The organism is Stenotrophomonas sp. SI-NJAU-1, assembly GCF_020883215.1.
GTDB lineage: Bacteria > Pseudomonadota > Gammaproteobacteria > Xanthomonadales > Xanthomonadaceae > Stenotrophomonas > Stenotrophomonas indicatrix.
Genome location: NZ_CP086598.1, coordinates 53,666 through 73,143 on the forward strand (window position 1 = coordinate 53,666; position 19,478 = coordinate 73,143).

17 protein-coding genes are annotated in these 19,478 nt (G+C 67.7%); 11 read left to right on the forward strand and 6 right to left on the reverse strand.

The window, feature by feature from the left end; genetic code table 11:
- The 6 genes from LMF57_RS00210 (at position 1) to LMF57_RS00235 (ending at position 7,063) form a co-directional block, all read left to right on the forward strand.
- A complete protein-coding gene (locus LMF57_RS00210; RefSeq protein ID WP_025875489.1) occupies positions 1 to 1,284 on the forward strand; it encodes a TRAP transporter large permease in 1,284 nt (427 codons plus the stop codon).
- 17 nt (positions 1,285 to 1,301) lie between these two features.
- Positions 1,302 to 2,891, forward strand: a complete 1,590-nt coding sequence (locus LMF57_RS00215) for a family 43 glycosylhydrolase (protein ID WP_229290486.1) — start codon at positions 1,302 to 1,304, stop codon at positions 2,889 to 2,891.
- A 38-nt stretch (positions 2,892 to 2,929) separates the two neighbouring features.
- Positions 2,930 to 3,988: a LacI family DNA-binding transcriptional regulator gene (locus tag LMF57_RS00220; RefSeq protein ID WP_229290487.1), complete on the forward strand. Its 1,059-nt coding sequence runs from the start codon at positions 2,930 to 2,932 to the stop codon at positions 3,986 to 3,988.
- A gap of 188 nt (positions 3,989 to 4,176) precedes the next feature.
- Complete coding sequence (gene kduI / locus LMF57_RS00225; protein ID WP_229290488.1) at positions 4,177 to 5,025, forward strand: 5-dehydro-4-deoxy-D-glucuronate isomerase; 849 nt, start codon at positions 4,177 to 4,179, stop codon at positions 5,023 to 5,025.
- Between the two features lie 82 nt (positions 5,026 to 5,107).
- The gene (gene kduD, locus LMF57_RS00230; RefSeq protein ID WP_229290489.1) at positions 5,108 to 5,863 is read left to right on the forward strand and encodes a 2-dehydro-3-deoxy-D-gluconate 5-dehydrogenase KduD; all 756 of its coding nucleotides are present in this window, start codon (positions 5,108 to 5,110) and stop codon (positions 5,861 to 5,863) included.
- A gap of 102 nt (positions 5,864 to 5,965) precedes the next feature.
- Positions 5,966 to 7,063 carry a GDSL-type esterase/lipase family protein gene (locus LMF57_RS00235; protein ID WP_208081866.1) on the forward strand — a complete coding sequence of 366 codons (1,098 nt, stop codon included), beginning with the start codon at positions 5,966 to 5,968 and terminating at the stop codon, positions 7,061 to 7,063.
- Between the two features lie 29 nt (positions 7,064 to 7,092).
- Here LMF57_RS00235 and LMF57_RS00240 read toward each other — a convergent pair whose 3' ends face one another.
- Together LMF57_RS00240 and phhA are read right to left on the reverse strand one after the other, a co-directional pair.
- Complete coding sequence (locus tag LMF57_RS00240; protein WP_229290490.1) at positions 7,093 to 7,743, reverse strand: DUF4375 domain-containing protein; 651 nt, start codon at positions 7,741 to 7,743, stop codon at positions 7,093 to 7,095.
- A gap of 31 nt (positions 7,744 to 7,774) precedes the next feature.
- Positions 7,775 to 8,668, reverse strand: a complete 894-nt coding sequence (phhA, locus tag LMF57_RS00245; RefSeq protein WP_059063088.1) for a phenylalanine 4-monooxygenase — start codon at positions 8,666 to 8,668, stop codon at positions 7,775 to 7,777.
- Positions 8,669 to 8,793: 125 nt separating this feature from the next.
- Here phhA and LMF57_RS00250 point away from each other — a divergent pair, with 125 nt between their 5' ends.
- Together LMF57_RS00250 and LMF57_RS00255 are read left to right on the forward strand one after the other, a co-directional pair.
- Positions 8,794 to 9,276 carry an Lrp/AsnC family transcriptional regulator gene (locus LMF57_RS00250; protein ID WP_025875473.1) on the forward strand — a complete coding sequence of 161 codons (483 nt, stop codon included), beginning with the start codon at positions 8,794 to 8,796 and terminating at the stop codon, positions 9,274 to 9,276.
- A 107-nt stretch (positions 9,277 to 9,383) separates the two neighbouring features.
- Positions 9,384 to 11,387 (forward strand): hypothetical protein, encoded by a 2,004-nt coding sequence (locus tag LMF57_RS00255; RefSeq protein ID WP_229290491.1) that lies wholly within the window; start codon positions 9,384 to 9,386, stop codon positions 11,385 to 11,387.
- A gap of 27 nt (positions 11,388 to 11,414) precedes the next feature.
- Here LMF57_RS00255 and LMF57_RS00260 read toward each other — a convergent pair whose 3' ends face one another.
- Together LMF57_RS00260 and LMF57_RS00265 are read right to left on the reverse strand one after the other, a co-directional pair.
- A complete protein-coding gene (locus LMF57_RS00260) occupies positions 11,415 to 12,407 on the reverse strand; it encodes a patatin-like phospholipase family protein (RefSeq protein ID WP_229290492.1) in 993 nt (330 codons plus the stop codon).
- An 88-nt stretch (positions 12,408 to 12,495) separates the two neighbouring features.
- Positions 12,496 to 12,792 (reverse strand): hypothetical protein, encoded by a 297-nt coding sequence (locus tag LMF57_RS00265; RefSeq protein ID WP_229290493.1) that lies wholly within the window; start codon positions 12,790 to 12,792, stop codon positions 12,496 to 12,498.
- 159 nt (positions 12,793 to 12,951) lie between these two features.
- Between LMF57_RS00265 and LMF57_RS00270 the strand changes: the two genes are divergently transcribed.
- Entirely contained in the window at positions 12,952 to 15,222 is a 2,271-nt protein-coding gene (locus LMF57_RS00270) for a TonB-dependent receptor (RefSeq protein WP_025875467.1), read from the forward strand.
- A gap of 145 nt (positions 15,223 to 15,367) precedes the next feature.
- Here LMF57_RS00270 and LMF57_RS00275 read toward each other — a convergent pair whose 3' ends face one another.
- Positions 15,368 to 16,210, reverse strand: a complete 843-nt coding sequence (locus LMF57_RS00275) for a phosphatase PAP2 family protein (protein WP_117309142.1) — start codon at positions 16,208 to 16,210, stop codon at positions 15,368 to 15,370.
- 234 nt (positions 16,211 to 16,444) lie between these two features.
- Here LMF57_RS00275 and LMF57_RS00280 point away from each other — a divergent pair, with 234 nt between their 5' ends.
- Together LMF57_RS00280 and LMF57_RS00285 are read left to right on the forward strand one after the other, a co-directional pair.
- On the forward strand, positions 16,445 to 17,323 hold the full coding sequence (locus LMF57_RS00280) for a hypothetical protein (RefSeq protein ID WP_117309143.1): 879 nt from the start codon (positions 16,445 to 16,447) through the stop codon (positions 17,321 to 17,323).
- A gap of 11 nt (positions 17,324 to 17,334) precedes the next feature.
- Positions 17,335 to 18,534 (forward strand): DUF4785 family protein, encoded by a 1,200-nt coding sequence (locus LMF57_RS00285; protein WP_229290494.1) that lies wholly within the window; start codon positions 17,335 to 17,337, stop codon positions 18,532 to 18,534.
- A 46-nt stretch (positions 18,535 to 18,580) separates the two neighbouring features.
- Here LMF57_RS00285 and LMF57_RS00290 read toward each other — a convergent pair whose 3' ends face one another.
- On the reverse strand, positions 18,581 to 19,339 hold the full coding sequence (locus tag LMF57_RS00290; protein WP_229291417.1) for an ATP-binding cassette domain-containing protein: 759 nt from the start codon (positions 19,337 to 19,339) through the stop codon (positions 18,581 to 18,583).
- Positions 19,340 to 19,478 lie beyond the last annotated feature (139 nt).

Genomic DNA, 19,478 nt, shown 5'->3' on the forward strand with positions numbered 1-19,478 from the left:
ATGGGCATCACCATCCTGTTCTCTGTTTTTGCCGCGCTGCTGCTGTTGGGCGTGCCGGTGGCCTACGCGCTGGCCGCCGCCGCGCTGGCCACCCTGCTCTACCTGGACATTCCCAGCATCGTGCTGGTCCAGCAGATCTCCGCAGGTACCGGTTCGGCCTCGTTGATTGCCATTCCACTGTTCATCTTCGCTGGCGAGATCATGATGCGCGGCGGCATCTCCGAACGCCTGATCGCCCTGGCGTCATCGCTGGTCGGGCGCATGCGCGGCGGCCTGGGCCAGGTCTCGATCCTGTCCTCGCTGTTCTTCGGCGGTGTATCCGGCTCGGCCATCGCCGATGTATCGGCGGTGGGCGGCACGATGATTCCGCAGATGGTCAAGCGCGGCTACGACCGCGATTTCGCGGTCAACGTCAGCATCACCGCTGCGCTGGTGGCGCTGCTGGTGCCGCCGTCGCACAACCTGATCCTGTTCTCGGCCGCCGCCGGTGGTGGCCTGTCGATTGCCGACCTGTTCGCTGCCGGCATTGTGCCGGCGCTGCTGATGACCCTGGCGTTGATGATCACCGGTTACGTGGTCGCGCGTCGCCGTGGTTATGGCGTGGAAGTGTTCCCGGGCTGGCGCGCGGTGCTGTTGCGCATCGTCTCCGCCCTGCCCGGCCTGGGCCTGGTGGCGCTGATCTTCGTGGGTATCCGCGCCGGCATCTTCACTGCGGTGGAGAGCGCGGCCATCGCCGTGGTCTACGCCCTGCTGGTCACCACCGTGCTGTACCGGCAGCTGCGCTGGCGTGAGTTCTTCGACACCGTCATCCATGCCGCGCGCAGCACCGGCGTGATCCTGTTCGTGATCGCCACCGCGGCGGTGTTCGGCTGGCTGCTGGCCTACCTGCAGGTGCCTGCGGCGGCGGTGGACTTCCTGCAGTCGTTCGCCCACAGCCAGTTCATGGTGCTGCTGATGATCGTGGTGATGCTGCTGCTGCTGGGCACCTTCATGGACCTGGCGCCGATGATCCTGATCTGCACGCCGATCTTCCTGCCGGTGGCCAAGGCCTATGGCATCGATCCGATCCACTTCGGCCTGGTGCTGGTGCTGACCGGTGGCCTCGGCCTGGTCACCCCGCCGGTGGGCTCGGTGCTGTTCATCGGCACCGCCATCGGCAAGATCAGCGTCGGCCAGAGCATGCGCACGATCTGGCCGTTCTGGTTCGCCGCGCTGGGCGTGCTGCTGATCGTCACCTTCTTCCCGTCGCTGTCGCTGTGGCTGCCCGCCGCGCTGCGCGCCTGATGAGCCGAGGCAATCACATGACACCTACGCTGCACCGCACTGCTGCATCTGCCCTGCTCGGCCTGCTGCTGGCCGCGCTGCCTGCCCTGGCTGCCGATCCCGCGCCCGCGCAGTGGAAGCGCGGCATCGAGCACCAGCGCCAGGGCGACCTTGGCAACGGTACCTTCCTCAACCCGGTGCTGGCCGGTGACAGGCCCGATCCGTCGGTGCTGAAGGACGGCGAGGATTACTACCTCACTCTGTCTTCGTTCGACGCCTACCCGGGCCTGCCGATCTGGCACTCGCGCGACCTGGTCAACTGGCAGCCGCTCGGCCATGCGATCACGCAGAACGTAGGCGCGATCTGGGCGCCGGACATCGTCAAGCACCAGGGCCGCTACTTCATCTACTTCCCGGCGCGCACCGGTGAGCACCGCAGCAACTTCGTGGTCTGGGCCGATGACATCAAGGGTCCGTGGAGTGCGCCGATCGACATCGGCCTGGGCGGCTACATCGACCCCGGCCACGCGGTTGGCGAGGACGGCAAGCGCTACCTGTTCCTCAGCGGCGGCGACTACGTGCAGCTGGCCGATGACGGCCTGAGCGTGGTGGGTACGCCCAAGCATGTGTACGACGGCTGGCGCTACCCGGAAAGCTGGGACGTGGAGGCCTACGCGCAGGAAGGCCCGAAGATCCACTTCCGCGATGGCTGGTACTACATGACCACTGCGGTGGGCGGCACCGCCGGCCCGCCGACCGGGCACATGGTGATCACCGCGCGCTCGCGCTCGATCCACGGCCCGTGGGTGAACGCACCGAACAACCCGATCATGCGCACCCGGTCGGCCGCTGAACCATGGTGGTCGCGTGGCCACGCCACTGTGATCGAAGGCACCGACGGTCGCTGGTGGATGATGTACCACGGCTACGAGAACGGCTTCTGGACGCTGGGCCGGCAGGCGCTGCTGGAACCGATCGAGTGGACCGCCGATGGCTGGTTCGTGGCCAAGGGCGGCGATCTCGGGCAGCCGCTGCGCAAGCCATCGGGCAGCGCGCTGGCACCGCACGGCATGGCCCTGTCCGATGCTTTCACCGGCCGTACGCTGGGCCCGCAGTGGGCGTTCTTCAACCCGGCGCTGGATGAATACCGGCGCCTGCGCTTCAGCGGCGACGGCCTGGTGCTGCAGGGCAAGGGCAGCACGCCGCGCGATGCCTCGCCGCTGACGACCATTGCCGGGGATCCGGCCTACCAGTTCGAGGTGCAGATGGAGATCGCCCCCGGCGCGGTAGGCGGTGCCCTGCTGTTCTACAGCGACCGCCTGTATGTGGGCGTAGGCAGCAACGGCGAGCAGTTCGTCATGCACCGCTACGGCGAGGAGCGCCCCACCCGGCTGGCGGCCAGCGCCAAGGGCGGCCGGCTCTGGCTGCGGGTGACCAACAACCGCCACATCGTCACCATCCATTCCAGTGCCGATGGCCAGACCTGGCAGAAGTATCCGGTTCAGATGGAAGTGTCCGGTTACCATCACAATGTGGCCGGCAAGTTCCTGGCACTGAAACCGGCCCTGTATGCGGCCGGCAACGGTGCGGTAACCTTCCGCAGCTTCCGCTATCGCGCGCTGGACTGAGCGCGCGCTGGAATCCCCAGGCTTATCGGGTTCACTACATGTCAGTGCGCAACAAGAACGATGCCGCTACGCCGGCATTGGCAAAGGGCAAGGCAGCCACGATCAACGACATCGCGCGACTGTCGGGTGTATCCAAGAAAACGGTTTCAAGGATCATCAACAACTCGCCGCTGGTGCGCAAGGACACGCGCGACAAGGTGGAAGCGTTGATGCGCGAAGTCGGCTACACCCCCGACCCGCTGGCCCGTGGCCTGGCCTTCCGCCGCTCGTTCCTGATCGGCATGGTCTACGACAACCCCACCGCACAGTACATCGTGGACATGCAGTACGGCGCGCTGGATGCGCTGCGTGGCTCCAGCTTCGAACTGGTGGTGCACCCCTGCGACAGCCGCAGCCCGGGCTACATCGACGGCGTGCGCCGCTTCGCCCAGCAGCAGAAGCTGCATGGGGTGATCCTGGTGCCGCGTGCATCCGAGGACCAGGCGCTGGCGGACATGCTGGACGAGATCGGCTGCCGCTTCACCCGCGTGGCTGCGCTGCCGCTGGATGAAACCTCGCAGATGGTGGTCACCCACGACCGCGACGGTGCCGCCGAAGCGGCCGATTACCTGCTTTCGCTGGGCCACCGTGACATCGCCCTGGTGACCGGCCCCAGTGCATACCGCTCGGCGCACGAACGCACCGCCGGCTTCATCGAAGCGCTGTCGCAGCGTGGCATCGAGCTGCCGAAGGATCGCATCATCGAGGCCGGCTACACCTTCGAATCGGGTGTGGCCGCCGCCGAGAAGCTGCTGCTGGGCAAGCGCCGGCCCACCGCCATCTTCACCGGCAACGATGAAATGGCCGCCGGTATCTACAAGGTCGCGCTGCGTGCCGGCATCAGCATTCCGCGCCAGCTGTCGATCGTCGGTTACGACGACAGCCCGCTGGCCTCGCGCCTGTGGCCGTCGCTGACATCGGTGCGCCGGCATACCCGCGACACCGGCCGCACCGCTGCGGCCATGCTGATCCAGCCCGAAGGCCAGCCTGCGCTGCAGATCGCCAGCGTGCGCCCGCACCTGATCGTGCGCGATTCCTGCCAACCGCCCGAGGATTGATCCCGCAGGATCAATCCTGCAGGTCACGACCCTTTGGTCGTGACACCTTTCACGTTGCCCCCACCCTGCCGATGCCGTCCGACCCGCATCGTGCAGCGCAAAATGACACCGGTTTCCTGTCTGGCTAGAATCGACCGTGAACCGTGCCGGGGCCGAACCATCGGCCCGCCCCCTGCTCTGGAGAAGCCATGTACTGCAAGACCCATTACGCCACCCATCCCGACGCCATCAAGGGCGCCAGCAACGATCAGCTGCGCGACCTGTACCTGCTCGATGGCCTGTTCAACGCCGATGCGGTGACCCTGAAGTACACCCACTACGAGCGCTTCGTGCTGGGCGGTGCGGCGCCGGTCAACGGCCCGCTGTCGCTGCCGGCGCAGACCGAACCGGCGTCGGCCGCTGGCCATCCGTTCCTGGAGCGTCGCGAGCTGGGCATCATCAACGTCGGCAGCGGCACCGGCATGGTCACCGTCGATGGCACCGTGTACACGCTGGGGCCGAAGGATGGCCTGTACGTGGCGATGGGCAGCAAGGACGTCGTCTTCGCTTCGCAGGACGCCGCCAACCCGGCGCAGTTCTACCTGGCCTCGACCCCGGCGCATGCGCGCTTTGAAACCAGGCAGTTGTCGATCAAGGACGCGGTGGCACTGGATCGCGGCGCGCTGGAGACGAGCAACGAGCGCACCATCTACCAGTACATCGTGCCGGCCACCTGCCAGTCCTCGCAGCTGCTGCTGGGCCTGACCGTGCTCAAGCCGGGCAGCGTCTGGAACACCATGCCGCCGCACCTGCACGACCGCCGCAGCGAGGTCTATTTCTACTTCGACCTGGGCGACAGCGACCGCGTCTACCACTTCATGGGCGAGCCGGACGCACAGCGCCACATCGTCATCCAGAACAACGAAGCGGTGGTGTCGCCGCCGTGGTCGATCCACATGGGCGCCGGCACCAGCAACTACGCCTTCATCTGGGCGATGGGTGGCGAGAACCTGGATTACACCGACATGCACGTGCTGGACATCTGCCAGCTCAAGTAAGCGCCGGGCGGCCACCGCGCACGCCGTGCCGGTGGCCACCTGCCCCGCATCACGCACGCCTCTACCAAGGAACGCATACGCAATGACCAATCCCTTCAGCCTGGAAGGAAAAGTCGCTCTGGTAACCGGTGGCAATACCGGCCTGGGCCAGGGCATCGCAGTGGCGCTGGCTGCCGCAGGCGCCGATGTCGCCGTGGCCGGCATCGCCCCGCCCACCGAAACCATCGAGAAGATCACCGCGCTGGGCCGCCGCTGCCTGGCGGTGGAAGCCAACCTGATCAGCATCGAGCCGGTCGAGCGCGTGGTGCGCGAAACCCTTGAGGGCCTGGGCGGGCTGGACATCCTGGTCAACAACGCCGGCCTGATCCGCCGCGCCGACGCGGTGGATTTCAGCGAGCAGGACTGGGACGACGTGATGAACGTCAACATCAAGTCGGCCTTCTTCATCTCGCAGGCCGCCGGCCGCCATTTCATCGCCCAGGGCAGCGGCAAGATCATCAACATCGCCTCGATGCTGTCGTTCCAGGGCGGCATCCGCGTACCGTCGTACACCGCCAGCAAGAGCGGCATCGCCGGCATCACCCGCCTGCTGGCCAACGAGTGGGCGGGCAAGGGCGTGAACATCAACGCGATCGCACCGGGCTACATGGCCACCGACAACACCGCCGCGCTGCGCGCCGACCCGGACCGCAACAAGGCGATCCTCGAGCGCATTCCGGCCGGCCGCTGGGGTACGCCGGAAGACCTGGCCGGCGCGGCGGTGTTCCTGGCTTCGTCGGCGTCGGACTACATCAACGGTGCGGTGCTGCCGGTCGATGGTGGCTGGCTGGCGCGGTAATGCTTGGTTTTCGGTAGTGCCGGCCACTGGCCGGCACTTCCTCCGACGCTCCACGCATCCATGAGCTTGCCGGCCCGCGGCCGGCACTACCAGGGCCCGGCCATGCGGAAACTGTTGCTGCTGTTGCTGCTGTCGAGCGCCGCCGCGCAGGCGGCGCCCGTGCGGGTATTCATTGCCGGTGATTCCACCGCCGCCGAATACGGGCCCGAGCGTGCGCCGCAGGCGGGGTGGGGCCAGGCGCTGCAGAGCTACCTGGATCCGGCGCGTTTCGAAGTGCGAAACCACGCCAAGGGTGGGCGCAGCACGCGCAGCTTCATCGACGAAGGGCGCCTGGACGCCATAGGGCGCGAACTGCGTCGTGGCGATGTGCTGCTGATCCAGTTCGGCCACAACGATGCGAAGTTCGAAGATCGCACGCGCTACACCGATCCGGACAGTGACTACCCGCGGATGCTGATGCGCTACGTGCAGGTGGCGCGTGACCACGGTGCCACGCCGGTGCTGGTCACGCCGGTGGCACGGCTGCTGTACGACTTCGGTTCGCTGCTGGATACGCACGCGCGTTACACGTTGGCGATGCAGCAGCTGGCCACACGCGAGCACGTTGCACTGATCGACCTCAACGACCGCAGCATGCGCTGGATCCGCGCGCTGGGCGAGCAGGGTGCACGCCCGTACTTCCTGTTCGTGCCGGAACAGCACAAGGCCGACGGCACCCACTTCAGCGTAGCCGGCGCCAACGCAGTGGCGTGCCTGGTGCTGCGCGAGGCGGTGCCGCTGCTGCCGGCGTTGCAACCGGCGCTGATGCGCGACATCGACTGCGATGTGATGGGGGCGGGGCAGGGCGGCGATCCAGCGCGTGCCTCGCAGGTGCTGCACGAAGACACGCTGGCGCGCACACAGCCGGGCCCGCATGGCGGCGCCGGGCCGACCACGGCGTACCCGTTCTTCGCCGATGCGCAGGGCCTTCCGTTCGTGCTGCGCAAGCGCGTGCTGCACAAGGGCGCGGGCATCGGCCTGCATCCGCAGCACAAGGATGAGATCTACTACATCGTGAGCGGGCAGGGCAGCTATGTGCTGGATGGAAAACAGCACGACGTGCGTGCGGGGCATGCGTTGCTGACGCGCAAGGGCAGCAGCCATGCGCTGCAGCAGGTCGGTGATGAGGATCTGGTGGTACTGCTGGCGTATCCGCGGTAGCTGAAACGCAGCCGAGCGTGCGCTCGGCTCTACAACGGCTCCGGGCCGAAATGCTTCAAACCCAACCGGGCCAAGTCTTCCGGCCGCGCGAAATACGCTTCATCGAAGGCATGCAGCGCCTCCTGCTCCTGCTCGGTCATCGCGCCGTACAGGTCGGTCAGTTCCTTGATCGCCGGGTCGTCTTCCAGCCGGTCCAGCAGACCACGCATGCCGGCCAGGATCGCGTGCGTCTGCGTTGCGCCCATCGCCTGCAACGCGCGCAGCGCCAGCTGGCAGCTCGGGTCGCCCCAGTTGCACAGGAACTGCATGAAGCCGCCGTTGTTGATGTCCGCTTCCATCCGCCACATCGCCACCAGCTGCTGGTCTTCATCGGGCAGCGCATCGAGCGACCATGCGGCCGCCTTCAGGCGCGCCAGCGCGGCTTCATAGCGGTCATCCCACACCTGGTTCGGAACATCGACCACGCCGCGTTCCTGCGCCGGCAGCAGCGCGGGCCAGTTCACGCCCAGCCCATCGGTCGTGAGCACCCACTGCGCACGCTGTTCAGCCGTGGCCTCGAACAGCGCAGGCGCCCAGCGCAACGGCTGCCGGGTGCGGCGGCCGTCGGCCAGGGTCAACAGGATGAAGTCGTCATCGAAGCTGATGTCGATGACACGCAGGGAAGCGAAAGCGTCGGTCATGCGGGTCAGGATAGCGGACCCGCCTGTGGGCTCACACGTCGCCGCCGTCGGCCCAGCCCTCGCCCGTGCCGGCCTGGAACACGCGATCCTCAGCCTGCACATCGCCCGCCGGCAGGTGCGCCTGGTCGGCCAGCGCGGCATAGATCGGGGTGAAGTCCGGCGACGTCGCCTGCATCAGCTGCTCGAAGCTGTCGATGACGAAGTAGGTCTTCTGGAAGGTGTCGATGCGGTAGCGCGTGCGCATGATCCGCTGCAGGTCGAAACCGATGCGGTTCGGTGCGGCGGACTCAAGCGAGTACAGCGATTCACCCTTCGACGAGACGATGCCGGCACCGTAGATGCGCATGCCTTCGGGCGTGTCGATCAGGCCGAACTCCACTGTGTACCAGTACAGGCGGGTCAGGTTCTGCAGCGCCTCGGGGCCGATCGCATGTGCTTTGACGCCGCCGCGGCCGTAGGCCTCCATGTAGTTGGCGAACACCGGGTTCATCAGCAGCGGCACGTGGCCGAACAGGTCGTGGAACAGGTCCGGTTCGGCGATGTAGTCGATCTGGTCGGGGCGGCGGATCCACCACGTCACCGGGAAGCGGCGGTTGGCCAGGTGGTCGAAGAAATCCAGTTCCGGCAGCAGGCCTTCCACGCCGACCAGGGTCCAGCCGGTGGCCGCGCCCAGCACTTCATTGAGCTGGTCGAAGCGCGGGATCATGTGCGCGCTCATGCCCATCTCGTCCTGCGCATCCAGGAATTCCTGGCAGGCGCGGCCGACCAGCAGTTCGCGCTGGCGCTGGTACAGCGTGCTCCAGGTGGCGTGGTCGTCGGCGGTATAGGTGTCCCACGGCTGCTCGACGAGCGCGGTGGTGTACACCGGCACGTAGCCCTTGTCGGTCTGCTGGTGTTCGACGCGGCGGGGCTGGGCGAGGTCCATGGAAGACTCCTTGACGGGATACCCACGATGCTAGGGCAGGGGGCGCGCAACAGGGTTGCAAAAGTTGCGCGGATTCATCTTGTTGGCGCAATATCCTTGCGTACTCACCATGTTGCGGGGCAACAATGGCCGGAGAAGTTCAGTTCGATCGCACGGATATACGTCTGCTGGCTGAAATCCAGCGGGATGGTCGCGCTACCAACGCGGAGCTGGCGACGCGGGTGAACCTGTCGCCGTCGGCCTGCCTGCGCCGCCTGCAGCGGCTGGAAAGCGAAGGGGTGATCGTCGGCTATGGCGCGCGCCTGGAGCCCCGCCGGCTCGGCCTGGGGCTGCAGGCGTTCGTGCGCGTACAGCTGGAAAAGCATGACCAGGCCGCGATCGGGCACTTCGTCGACAGCGTGCAGGCCTGGGATGAAGTGGTGGCCTGCCACGCCCTGACCGGCGACATGGACTATCTGCTGCACGTGTATGTGCGCGATCTGGAGCACTTCTCGCGTTTCCTGCTGGACAGGCTGCTCAACGCCGGTGGCGTGGCCGATGCCAATTCCAGCTTCGTGCTGCGCACGGTGAAGGGTTTTCAGGCATTGCCGTTGTCGCAGCTGGAATGAACCGGCGGCCGCGGTGATGTTTGACGGCGCGCGTGCGCTGGCCGAGCATCGTGGCCCGCGGCGGCCGTGCACATGCAGGCCGCGCAGTGATTCCCTCTGGCTCCGGCATGTCTGATACCCCATTCCCGACGTCTTCCCCGTTGTTCCTTCCGCTGCGCGAGCAGAGCCTGCTGCGGCACCTGAGCGACGGCACGCCGCCGGACACACCGCTGGAGCAGGCCGGCCTGCTGGTGGCCATGCTGTGCCGCCGGCAGAGGCCACCGGCCACCCAGCTGCAGCGGTTGCTGCACGACGCCTGTGCGCTGTTCGCCGCCGATGATGGCCCTGCTGCGCAGGCGCAGCTGGCGGCCAGCGCTGGACAGGACGCGCGGGCGCTGGAGGCGTGGCTGGGCGTGCTGGCCGCGCAGGACGTGCTGCTGGCACCGGACGAGGTGATGGAGGCGGTGCTGGCCGCGTCGCCGGACGCCTATCCCGGCGCGGACTTCCAGGCGGCGTGCAGGATCACCCTGGAAGAGCACACGATCCACTTTCCGGCGACATCGCTGGCCGAAGGCGATGACGAAGACACCGGCGATGACGAACAGACAACGCATGCGACCCAGCACAACGGCCTGTTCACTTCCGAACAGGCACGCGTGCTGCGTGCGATCGCGGCCAATCCCGATGAATTGATCGACCTGCAGGCCTATGCCGGCACCGGCAAGGGCCATCTGGTGCTGGCGCTGCTGCAGGCTCGCCCGGGCCGTTACACCTATGTGGCGCCCACGCGTGGCCAGGTCGAGGCATTCCGCGCGCGGCTGCCGGCCGGCGCCGGCACGCGCCTGCTGACCCAGATCGAGTTCGCCAACGCGATCGCCCGCCATGCCGCCGCCAACGGCCTGACCGGTGGCTTCGTACCGACCTACCGGCAGAGCACGCTGACCCTGCGCGAGGCGGCTGCCCGACTCGGCGTGCCGGCCATCGGTGCACGCCGGCCGGACCAGGTCCTGATGATCGCCCTGGACGCCATCAACCGGTGGTGCGCGTCGTCAGCGCCGAACCTGCAGGCCTGGCACTTCCAGCGCTCGCTGGGCGCAGCGCAGCTGGAAGCCACGCCGTTCATCGCGGCCGCGGAATTCGTCTGGCGCTGCATGTTCGATCCGGTGGTGCAGAAGGGTGGCTGCCTGCGCCTGGATGCCGGGCACATCGGCAAATGGCTGGCCCTGCGTGCCGTGCCGCTGCCGGTGTCGCTGGGCATGGTGCTGGTCGATGAGGCGCACGATCTCAGCCCTGCATGGAAACAGCTGCTGGCCACCCACGCGCCCGGCGTGGTCAGCCTGGGCGATCCGCATCAACGGCTGAGCGGACGCGTACAGCGCTGGTCATCGGCGAAAACGCTGGAGATGCACCAGTCGGTGCGGCAGGGGCGGCAGGTCGATGCGCTGGTCAACCAGTCACTGGCGTTGGACGATCTCGGTGAGCCGGCGCCTTTCGTGGGCGCCAGCGACCGCGCCACCGGCCTGCGCCGCTATGACGACTGGTCGGCGGTGCCCAGCACCGGCGCCCGCCTGTACGGCAGCCTGTGGCGGATGCTGCTGGAAGCCAACGAGTTGGTTGCGCGCGGCGCGCGCGTGCATCTGCATCCTGCGTCGCGGCAGGCGCTGTTGAAAGAAGTGGACGGTCCGATCGACGCCTGGCGCAGCGCCGCCGCTGGCGGCCCCGGACAACGCTGGGAAAGCTTCGTGCAGGTCTGTGCCAAGCGTGGACAGGCGGACATCCCCGCGCTGTTTGCCGGTGGCTTCGACGCTGCGGCGCTGCAGCGCCTGCTCGGGCAACTGGTCGATGCGGACGAGGCCAGCGTCGTGCTGTGCCTGGCCCAGCACGCCAAGAACCTGCAGTTCGCCACGGTGTCCATGGCGCCGTGCTGCTTCGACAGCGGCCATGATGCGCGCGCGCTGCACAGCCCGGTGCGCGCGGCCTACGTGGCGATCACCCGTGCCCAGCAGCAGCTGTGGCTGCCGGGGGATGCGATGGAGCAGTTGCAGCTGAGCGCACAGCGGCATGACCGGGCGGTGGATGAGCGGCGCCGGCAGCGACGCCTGGCCAGTGGTTACCCACCAGCGCGGCGCTGACCGCGGCGGCCGTTCAAGCGCCGGGCGTCAGCACTTTTCCTTGCGGCCCATCAGCTTGCCCAGGCGCGAAGGCTCGTCGCACTTGGGCGCTGCCACCGGTGCCGGTGCCAACGCCGCGGCACGGGCCTTCTGCAGCTGCTGGATCTTGGCGCGGATCTGCGGCATCGCCGCCATCGCGGCCTTCTCGCCTTCCAGGATGGCCGTGCCACGCTGGCTGAAATCGGCAGCACCGATGTCCAGCACCTTCGGCCGGATCACGATGTCGGCGCGCGCCAGTTCCTGCTCGCCCAGGCGCTGGCCCATGATCGAGATCGACTGGTTGACGATGCCGAGCATGCCGGTCGGTGCCTTGCCGCTGGCCTTGCTGGAGATGTCCACGGCGATCACGAACTCGGCACCGAGCTGTCGTGCGGCATCCACCGGCACCGGGCTGACCACGCCGCCGTCGATGTAGTTGCGGCCACCGATCTTCACCGGCTCGAACACGCCGGGGATGCTGCTGGAAGCACGCACCGCCTGGCCGACGTTGCCGCGCACGAAGATCGAACGCTCGCCGGTCTCCAGCTGGGTGGCGACGGCGGCGAACGGCTTCTTCAGGCGCTCGGCCGGGCGGTTGGCCACCTGTTCGTTGACGTAGTCCTGCAGCTTCTGGCCCTGCACCAGGCCACCGGAGAACAGGCGCACGTCGCGGATGCTGGCTTCATCCAGCGCCACCGCCTTGCTCTGCATCTGGAAGGCGTCCATGCCGCTGGCATACAGGGCGCCGACCACGCTGCCGGCACTGGTGCCGGACACCACCACCGGTTCGAAGCCGTTGGCCTCGAGCATCTTGATCACGCCGATGTGCGCAAAGCCCTTGGCCGCGCCGCCGCCGAGCGCGATGCCGATCTTCACCGGCTTGGCCTGCGGAACCACGGTGGGCTGCGCGGGCGGGGTGGGGCGGACCTCTTCACCACCGCAACCGGCCAGCAGGCCGAGCAGGGCGACGGACAGCATCACGCGGGGGCGGAACAGGCTCATCGGCAGTGCGCTCGCGGCGCCGGATTCAGGAAAGGGCGCCAGCATACCGAAGGCGTGGCAGGCCGGGCAGGGTGGGTCGGCTCCCCATTCATGAAATCGCCTGCCGCTCACTGTGTAGTGCCGGCCGCTGGCCGGCAACCCCGGCAACCCACGCATCCCAGCGATTGCCGGCCAGCGGCCGGCACCGCCAGACGTCCGTCGACCGGCCCGTCAGCCCAGCAGCGAGCATTTGCCGCGGCTCTTGCCGCCCCTGCGGCCGGGTCAGCGTGGCCAGGAACACGTCTTCGCCACCGAACAGCATGCTCCTGATGCCTTGGACCCAGCGCACGTCGAACGGACCGACCCGATCGGCCTGGCCGGGAGCATGGAAGTACCACTGGGTCATCGCAGCAGGTCCGTTGCGGGGAAAAACCCCGAGTCCAGCGGCAGCGTCCGGCGGCGCGCGAGGCGGCCATGAACGATCGGCATTTGCGAGGGAGGTGCTGTATTGCAACAATTATCTGGTAGCGCCGTTTTACCACCCCTCCAAACACAGCCTACCGCCATGTCTCCGACCCGTACTTCCCGTGGCCGCTCTCCGGTCGCGCGCCCGCTCGTTGTCGCTCTTTCCGCCCTGCTGCCGCTGGCAGCAGCCGCCCAGGAAACCCCCGCCGCCAAGGATCCGGTCGCCCTCGATGCGCTGCAGGTGACTGCACAGCGTCGTGTCGAGAACGCCAAGGACGTGCCGGTGGCGATCAGCGCGATCCAGGGCGAAAAGCTCGACGTGCTCGGTTCGGCGGGCGATGACATCCGCTTCCTTGCTGCGCGCGTGCCGAGCCTCAATATCGAGTCGTCCTACGGCCGCGCCTTCCCGCGCTTCTACATCCGCGGCCTGGGCAATACCGATTTCGACCTCAATGCATCGCAGCCGGTCTCGCTGGTGTACGACGATGTGGTGCAGGAAAGCCCGCTGCTGAAGGGCTTCCCGCTGTTCGACCTGGCCGGCGTGGAAGTGCTGCGCGGCCCGCAGGGCACCCTGTTCGGGCGCAACACCCCGGCTGGCGTGGTCAAGTTCGATTCGGCGCGGCCGTCGCAGGATGCCGATGGCTACGTGCGCGTGGGCTATGGCAGCTACAACAGCTGGAATGTGCAGGGCGCCTACGGCGGCCCGCTGACCGACCGCTGGTCCGCACGCGTGTCGGCCATCTACCAGCGTCGTGACGACTGGGTCGACAACACCCGTGCCGGTGCGCCCAACAGTGGTTTTGAAGGCTATGACGAAGCCGCCGGCCGCGTGCAGTTCCTGTACGAAGGCGATGACTTCGAAGCGCTGTTCAACCTGCACAAGCGCAAGCTCAACGGCACCGCGCGCCTGTTCCGCGCCAACATCATCGAGAAGGGCGGCAACGCGCTGGTCGAGAACTTCGACCGCGACAAGGTCGCCAACGACGGCGTCAATTTCTCCGACCTGGAAACCTGGGGCGGCAGCGCGCGCCTGCAGTGGAACCTCGGTTCGGTGACCCTGCATTCGATCACCGGTTACGAGACCGCCGAGTCGCTCAACCGCGGCGACATCGACGGTGGCTACGGCGCCGCGTTCCTGGGTGCAGGCAACTCCGGCCCGGGCCTGATTCCGTTCTCGTCCGAGTCGGCCGACGGCCTGCCGCACCACCGTCAGTGGACCCAGGAATTCCGCGTGGAATCCAACGAATGGGGCCGCTTCGACTGGCAGGCCGGCGTCTTTTACTTCGATGAAGACGTCACCATCAACAACTTCAACTACGACTCGCTGACCCCGGGCAACCCGCAGACCGGCCACGTCGTGCAGCAGCAGCGCAACAAGGCGTGGGCGGTGTTCGCCTCGGGTGACTTCGATGTCACCGACCGCTTCAAGCTGCGTGCCGGCGTGCGCTACACCCAGGACAAGAAGGACTTCAGCGCCAGCGTGCTGCAGGCGGTTCCGTTCGGCACCCCGGTCAGCGGTCCGTACCTGGCCAACACCGACGTCAACGACGTCAGCTGGGATGTCAGCGGCGTGTACAAGCTGACCGACAACGTCAACGCCTATGCACGCGTGGCCAAGGGCTTCCGCGCACCGTCGATCCAGGGGCGCCTGGCGTTCGCACCGGGACTGTCGCAGGCCGATTCGGAGAAGGTGATTTCGTACGAAGCCGGCATCAAGGCCGACCTGTTCGAACGTCGTGCTCGCCTGGGCTTCAGCGTGTTCCGCTATGACGTGGACGGCCAGCAGCTGATCGCCGTCGGTGGCACCAACAACACCGCCACCCTGCTCAACGCCGACAAGACCATCGGCCAGGGCGTGGAGCTGGACCTGGAGGCCTACCTGGCCGACAACGTGCTGCTGACCTTCGGCAGCAGCTACAACGACACCGAGATCAAGGACAAGAACCTGGCGGTGGCGGTCTGTGGCGGCGGCTGCACCATCACCGACCCGACCACGGTCATCAATGGCGGCACCTATGCGCTGGTCAACGGCAATCCGCTGCCGCAGGCACCGAAGTGGATCCACAACGCGACCCTGCGCGTGGGCTTCCCGCTCAGCGATGGCAGCGAGCTGTATGCCTACACCGACTGGGCCTACCGCAGTGCGGTCAACTTCTTCATCTACGAGTCGCCGGAGTTCCGTGGCCGCAGCTCGCTGGAAGGTGGCCTGCGCCTGGGCTACAACTGGGATTACGGCCAGTACGACGTAGCCGTGTTCGGCCGCAACCTGACCAACCAGACCCGCGTGGTCGGCGCGATCGACTTCAACAACCTGACGGGCTTCCTCAACGAGCCGCGTACCTGGGGCGTGGAGTTCACCGCGAAGTTCTGATGCGGTTGCCGCAGTAATGCAATGACGAAGGGCCGGCGCACTGCCGGCCCTTCTGTTTTTCGCGTCCGCCGGGCATGGCCCGGCGCTACCCATGCGTCGCGCCCGGTAGCGCCGGGCCATGCCCGGCGAGCGCAACGGCGGTGGATTACAGGGCGCTCTGCGGGCGCACCTTCAGCACGGCGCTTTCGGTGGCGCAGTCGCGGCTGGAATGCAGGCCGGCCTTGCGCGCGGCAGCGATCTCCCTGCGCGCGGCAAGCAGGTCGCTGTTGAACGCCGCGTTGTCGTGCAGCCGGGCCACGGCAGCAGCACCCATGAAGCGGCCTTCGAGGATGTCGCTCTGCCAGTGCACGTTGCACACCAGGCGGCTCTCGCCGTAGTTGCGACCGCGGGCCTGGATGGCATCGGCGCGGTCCGGTGCGATCTCAGACAGGATCAATGCCCATGCCCAGCCGATCGAAGTGTGGCCGGACGGGTAGGAGCCGTTCTTGCGCAGGCCTTCCTCATCCTTCGGCGAGCAGGTCGGTTCACCGTTGACCATGAACGGGCGCGGGCGCTGGTACCTGTTCTTGGCAGCCTTGGTGGCAGCACTGGCGTCGATGCGGCTGCGCTCCAGCAGGCGGTACAGGGCCGGGGTCTTCACTGCATCCACGTCGATGTCGGCGGCGCAGGAGAAATGGTTGGCCCCTTCCGGAAAGCCGAGTTCGGCATCGGCGCTGGCCTGGGCGAAGCGCGGGCTGCCGCGCAGCGCACGTGCTTCACGGCTGACCTGCTCGTCCAGCGCAAAGGCCGCCGAGCCGGCGGCCGGTGGTGCCGGAACCAGGTCGATGCTGGCCGGCACTGCGGTCTTGTCCAGGTAGCCCACGGCCTTGGTGGTGACGTTGGCTTCGACGGCGGTCGGTTTGCTGGCGGTGGTGGCGGCGCAGCCGGCAAGCGACAACGCGATGGCCAGGCCCAGCAGCGGCCGGGCAGGGGGGAGGATCGACGACATGGGCAGACTCGGGCAGGGAACTCGCCGGCCATGATCGCAGCCTCGATTGCCGGCCGCAGCTTCCATCGGACATACGGCCAGACCCGGCATGGTCGCGCTGCACCGGATGAAAAACGGTCATCAATTGTCGGCAATCTGCTGAATCCGGGCGCAGCGCACGGACTTTCACGCGCTGCCGCCATGAGCATCAGCTCACAGCCGGGCCGGGGGGATCCGCTGAAAGGGAGAGACGCGATGCGCAGCACCGCAACAGGAAGTACCGTCCTGGCCCTGCTCCTGGGGCTGGCGACCACCCCGGCGCAGGCCGCCGATGTCTACGGCGTCGCCTTCGTGCACGGCACCGGCGCGCAGACCAACGCCACGCAGGACTACTGGCAGCCGGCGATCATCGACACCGTCCGCCAGGGCCTGCCGAACAGCAGCAACTACGTGGTCATCAACTGCGACTTCACCCAGTACATGTGGAAGCCGGAAGCGGCTGGCTGCCTGGCCAACCAGCTCACCGGCTTCATCGACAGCCGGGGCATAACCCAGCTGGTGGTGATCACCCATTCCAACGGCGGCAACGTGATGCGCTGGATCCTGTCCAACCCCACCTACGACAGCCGCTACCCGAAGATCATCAACCGGCTGCGCAAGGTCACTGCGCTGGCGCCCTCGTCGGCAGGTACGCCGCTGGCCGACGCCGTGCTCAACGGCAACACCTTCGAGACCTCGCTGGGCTGGCTGCTGGGCTACAAGAACGATGCCGTGCGCATGCAGCAGGTGGGGCACATGGCCACCTACAACGCGCAGAACCTGTACGGCACCACCGGCCGCCCGGCCCTGCCCAGGCCGTTCCGCGCAGTGGTCGGCAGCGATGTCGAATCGGCGGTGTGGGACAGCAACAGCTACTGCGGCGGTTACTCCGCCAATGTCGGCCTGGAGTTCACCCAGAACTGGCTGTCGTCGTGCTCGGACGGTTTCCTGGAGTGCAGCAGCCAGAAGGCGGCCGGCACCCTGTGGTTCACCGACAAGGCGCGCACCCAGGGCGCCGAGCCGCTCAGCCATAACCAGAGCCGCCGCGAGTGCTTCGGCCTCGGCAGCCTCCTGCGCAACGACCTGACCCAGTGAGGGAGATGACCATGACCATCCATTCCACCCTGCTGGCTGCCGCCGTGTTGGCGGTCCTTTCCACTGCATCGGCGCAGGCCGCGCAGCCGCTGCGCGTTGCCGCTGGCGACCAGATTCCCGCTGCACTGGTTGCCGCGCCGCTGCCCGCCGACGACAGCGAGCACGCGCCGCTGGCCTTCGCCTGGGCGCTGGACCCGGCACAGCCACTGCAGGCTCCCGGTCCCCAGGCCGCCATCAGCCGCAGCTACTGGCAGCAGGTCGACGCTGCCGAACTGCAGCGCGGCCTGGAACTGCCCCTGAGCGCACCGGATGCGGTGATCCAGCTCAGCCCGGCGCCGGGCGCCCGCGCGCTGCCGGCCACCTCGCTGCAGGTACGTGATCCGGCGGGGCGCAGCAGCGTCGCGCGCAGTGTCGATGCACGCCAGTTGCAGGATGCGGGCATGCCGGTCGGCGATGGCAGCAGCATGCTGCGCACCGGTACCGCCAGCGCGGCCGGTGTTTACCGCCTGCAGAGCGCGCAGGCGCAGGGCCGCTATGTGGTGCAGGTGCTGGAGCCCAACAGCCCGCTGCGGTTGGAAGTGCAGGCCAGCCAGACGCAGGTGCTGGCCGGAGGCAACGTGCAGCTGCAGGCGCGTCTGCTGGAAGACGGTGCCAGCGCGGCGACGTTGCGCACACGGCGTGACAGCCTCGGCGGCGAAGCGCTGCTGGTTGCACCCGATGGCCGCAGCTGGCCGCAACGGCTGCTGCGCACCACCGATGGCAGCCTGCGTGCCCAGGTAAGGATTCCCGCCGAGGCCAGCAACACGCAGGGCCTGTGGGAACTGCAGGTGTTTGCCCAGGCCGACGGCGTGCTGCGCGATGGCAAGGTCGCCTTCGCCGTGGCGCGGCCGACCGCGCGCTTCATCGGCCAGGCCATGCCCGATCCCTCCAGCCGCCAGGTCAGTCTGCCGTTGCAGGTGGCCGCCGCCGGACGCTACGAGGCGCGCGGCACCCTGTATGCCACCGCAGCCAGCGGCCAGTTGCAGCCGGTGGCGCAGGCGCATGCCGCAGCGTGGTTCGATGGCCCGGGCCGCGGCGCGCTGGTGCTGCCCTTCGACCAGGCCGCGTTGCCTGCCGGCTTCGGTGCGCCCTATGAATTGCGCGACCTGCAGCTGCAGGACCAGAGCCGGATGGCACCCATCGAGTCGCGCGCGCTGGCGTTGCGGTTCTGAATCAAGGCGTGGCGGGCCGGACGTCCGGCCCGCCACAGAAGCGGTGTCACCCCGCGTACGCGGTCAGCCGTCCTTCCTGTTCCACCACCGTGATCGCGCCGCCGAACACGGCCGACAGCGGTTCGTCGCGCAGCAGCTCGGCGCGCGCTCCATCGGCTACTACGCGGCCGTCGCGCAGCAGCACCACCCGCTCGATCTCGGGGATCACTTCCTCGATGTGGTGAGTGACCAGCACCAGGGTGATGCCCTGCTGCGCAAGCACGCGCATGGTGGCGATCAACTGCTGCCGGGCGACCAGGTCCAGCCCGGTGGAGGGTTCATCCAGCAGCAGCGCCTGCGGCCGGTTGACCAGTGCGCGGGCGATCAGCACGCGGCGGGTCTCGCCGGCCGACAGTTCGGCGTAGGCACGCTCACGCAGGCCCGACGCACCGGTCATCGCCAGGGTCTCGCCCACCCGCATGCGCATGTCGGCGGTGACTTCGCGGAAGGCGGGTACCACGTAGCTGGCGAAGAACCCCGACAGCACCGCCTGTTCCACCGTCAGCCCCGGCATGTCGGCCAGGTTGCTGCTGAGGTCGCCGGTGACGATGCCCAGCTGCGACCGCAGCCGGTCGACCTGCCAGCGGTTCTGGCCCAGCACCTTCACCGCCACCGCGCCGTCGGCCTGCGCCAGCGGGTACAGCTCGCGGGTGATCAGCTTGATGAAGGTGGACTTGCCACAGCCATTGGGGCCAAGCAGGGCGGTGTGCTGGCCCTGCGCGATGCGCAGGCTCAGCCCGTGCAGGACCTTCACCTGGCCGCGCATCACGCTGGCGCGGTCCAGTTCGATCAAGGGTGGCAGGTCCCCGGCGGACGGGGCTGCGGCGCGGGTGCGCGGATCAAGGCTCGACAACACGGGTCCCCAACTGTGAACGAAGCCACGGAATGGCGCTGCCAATCCAGCG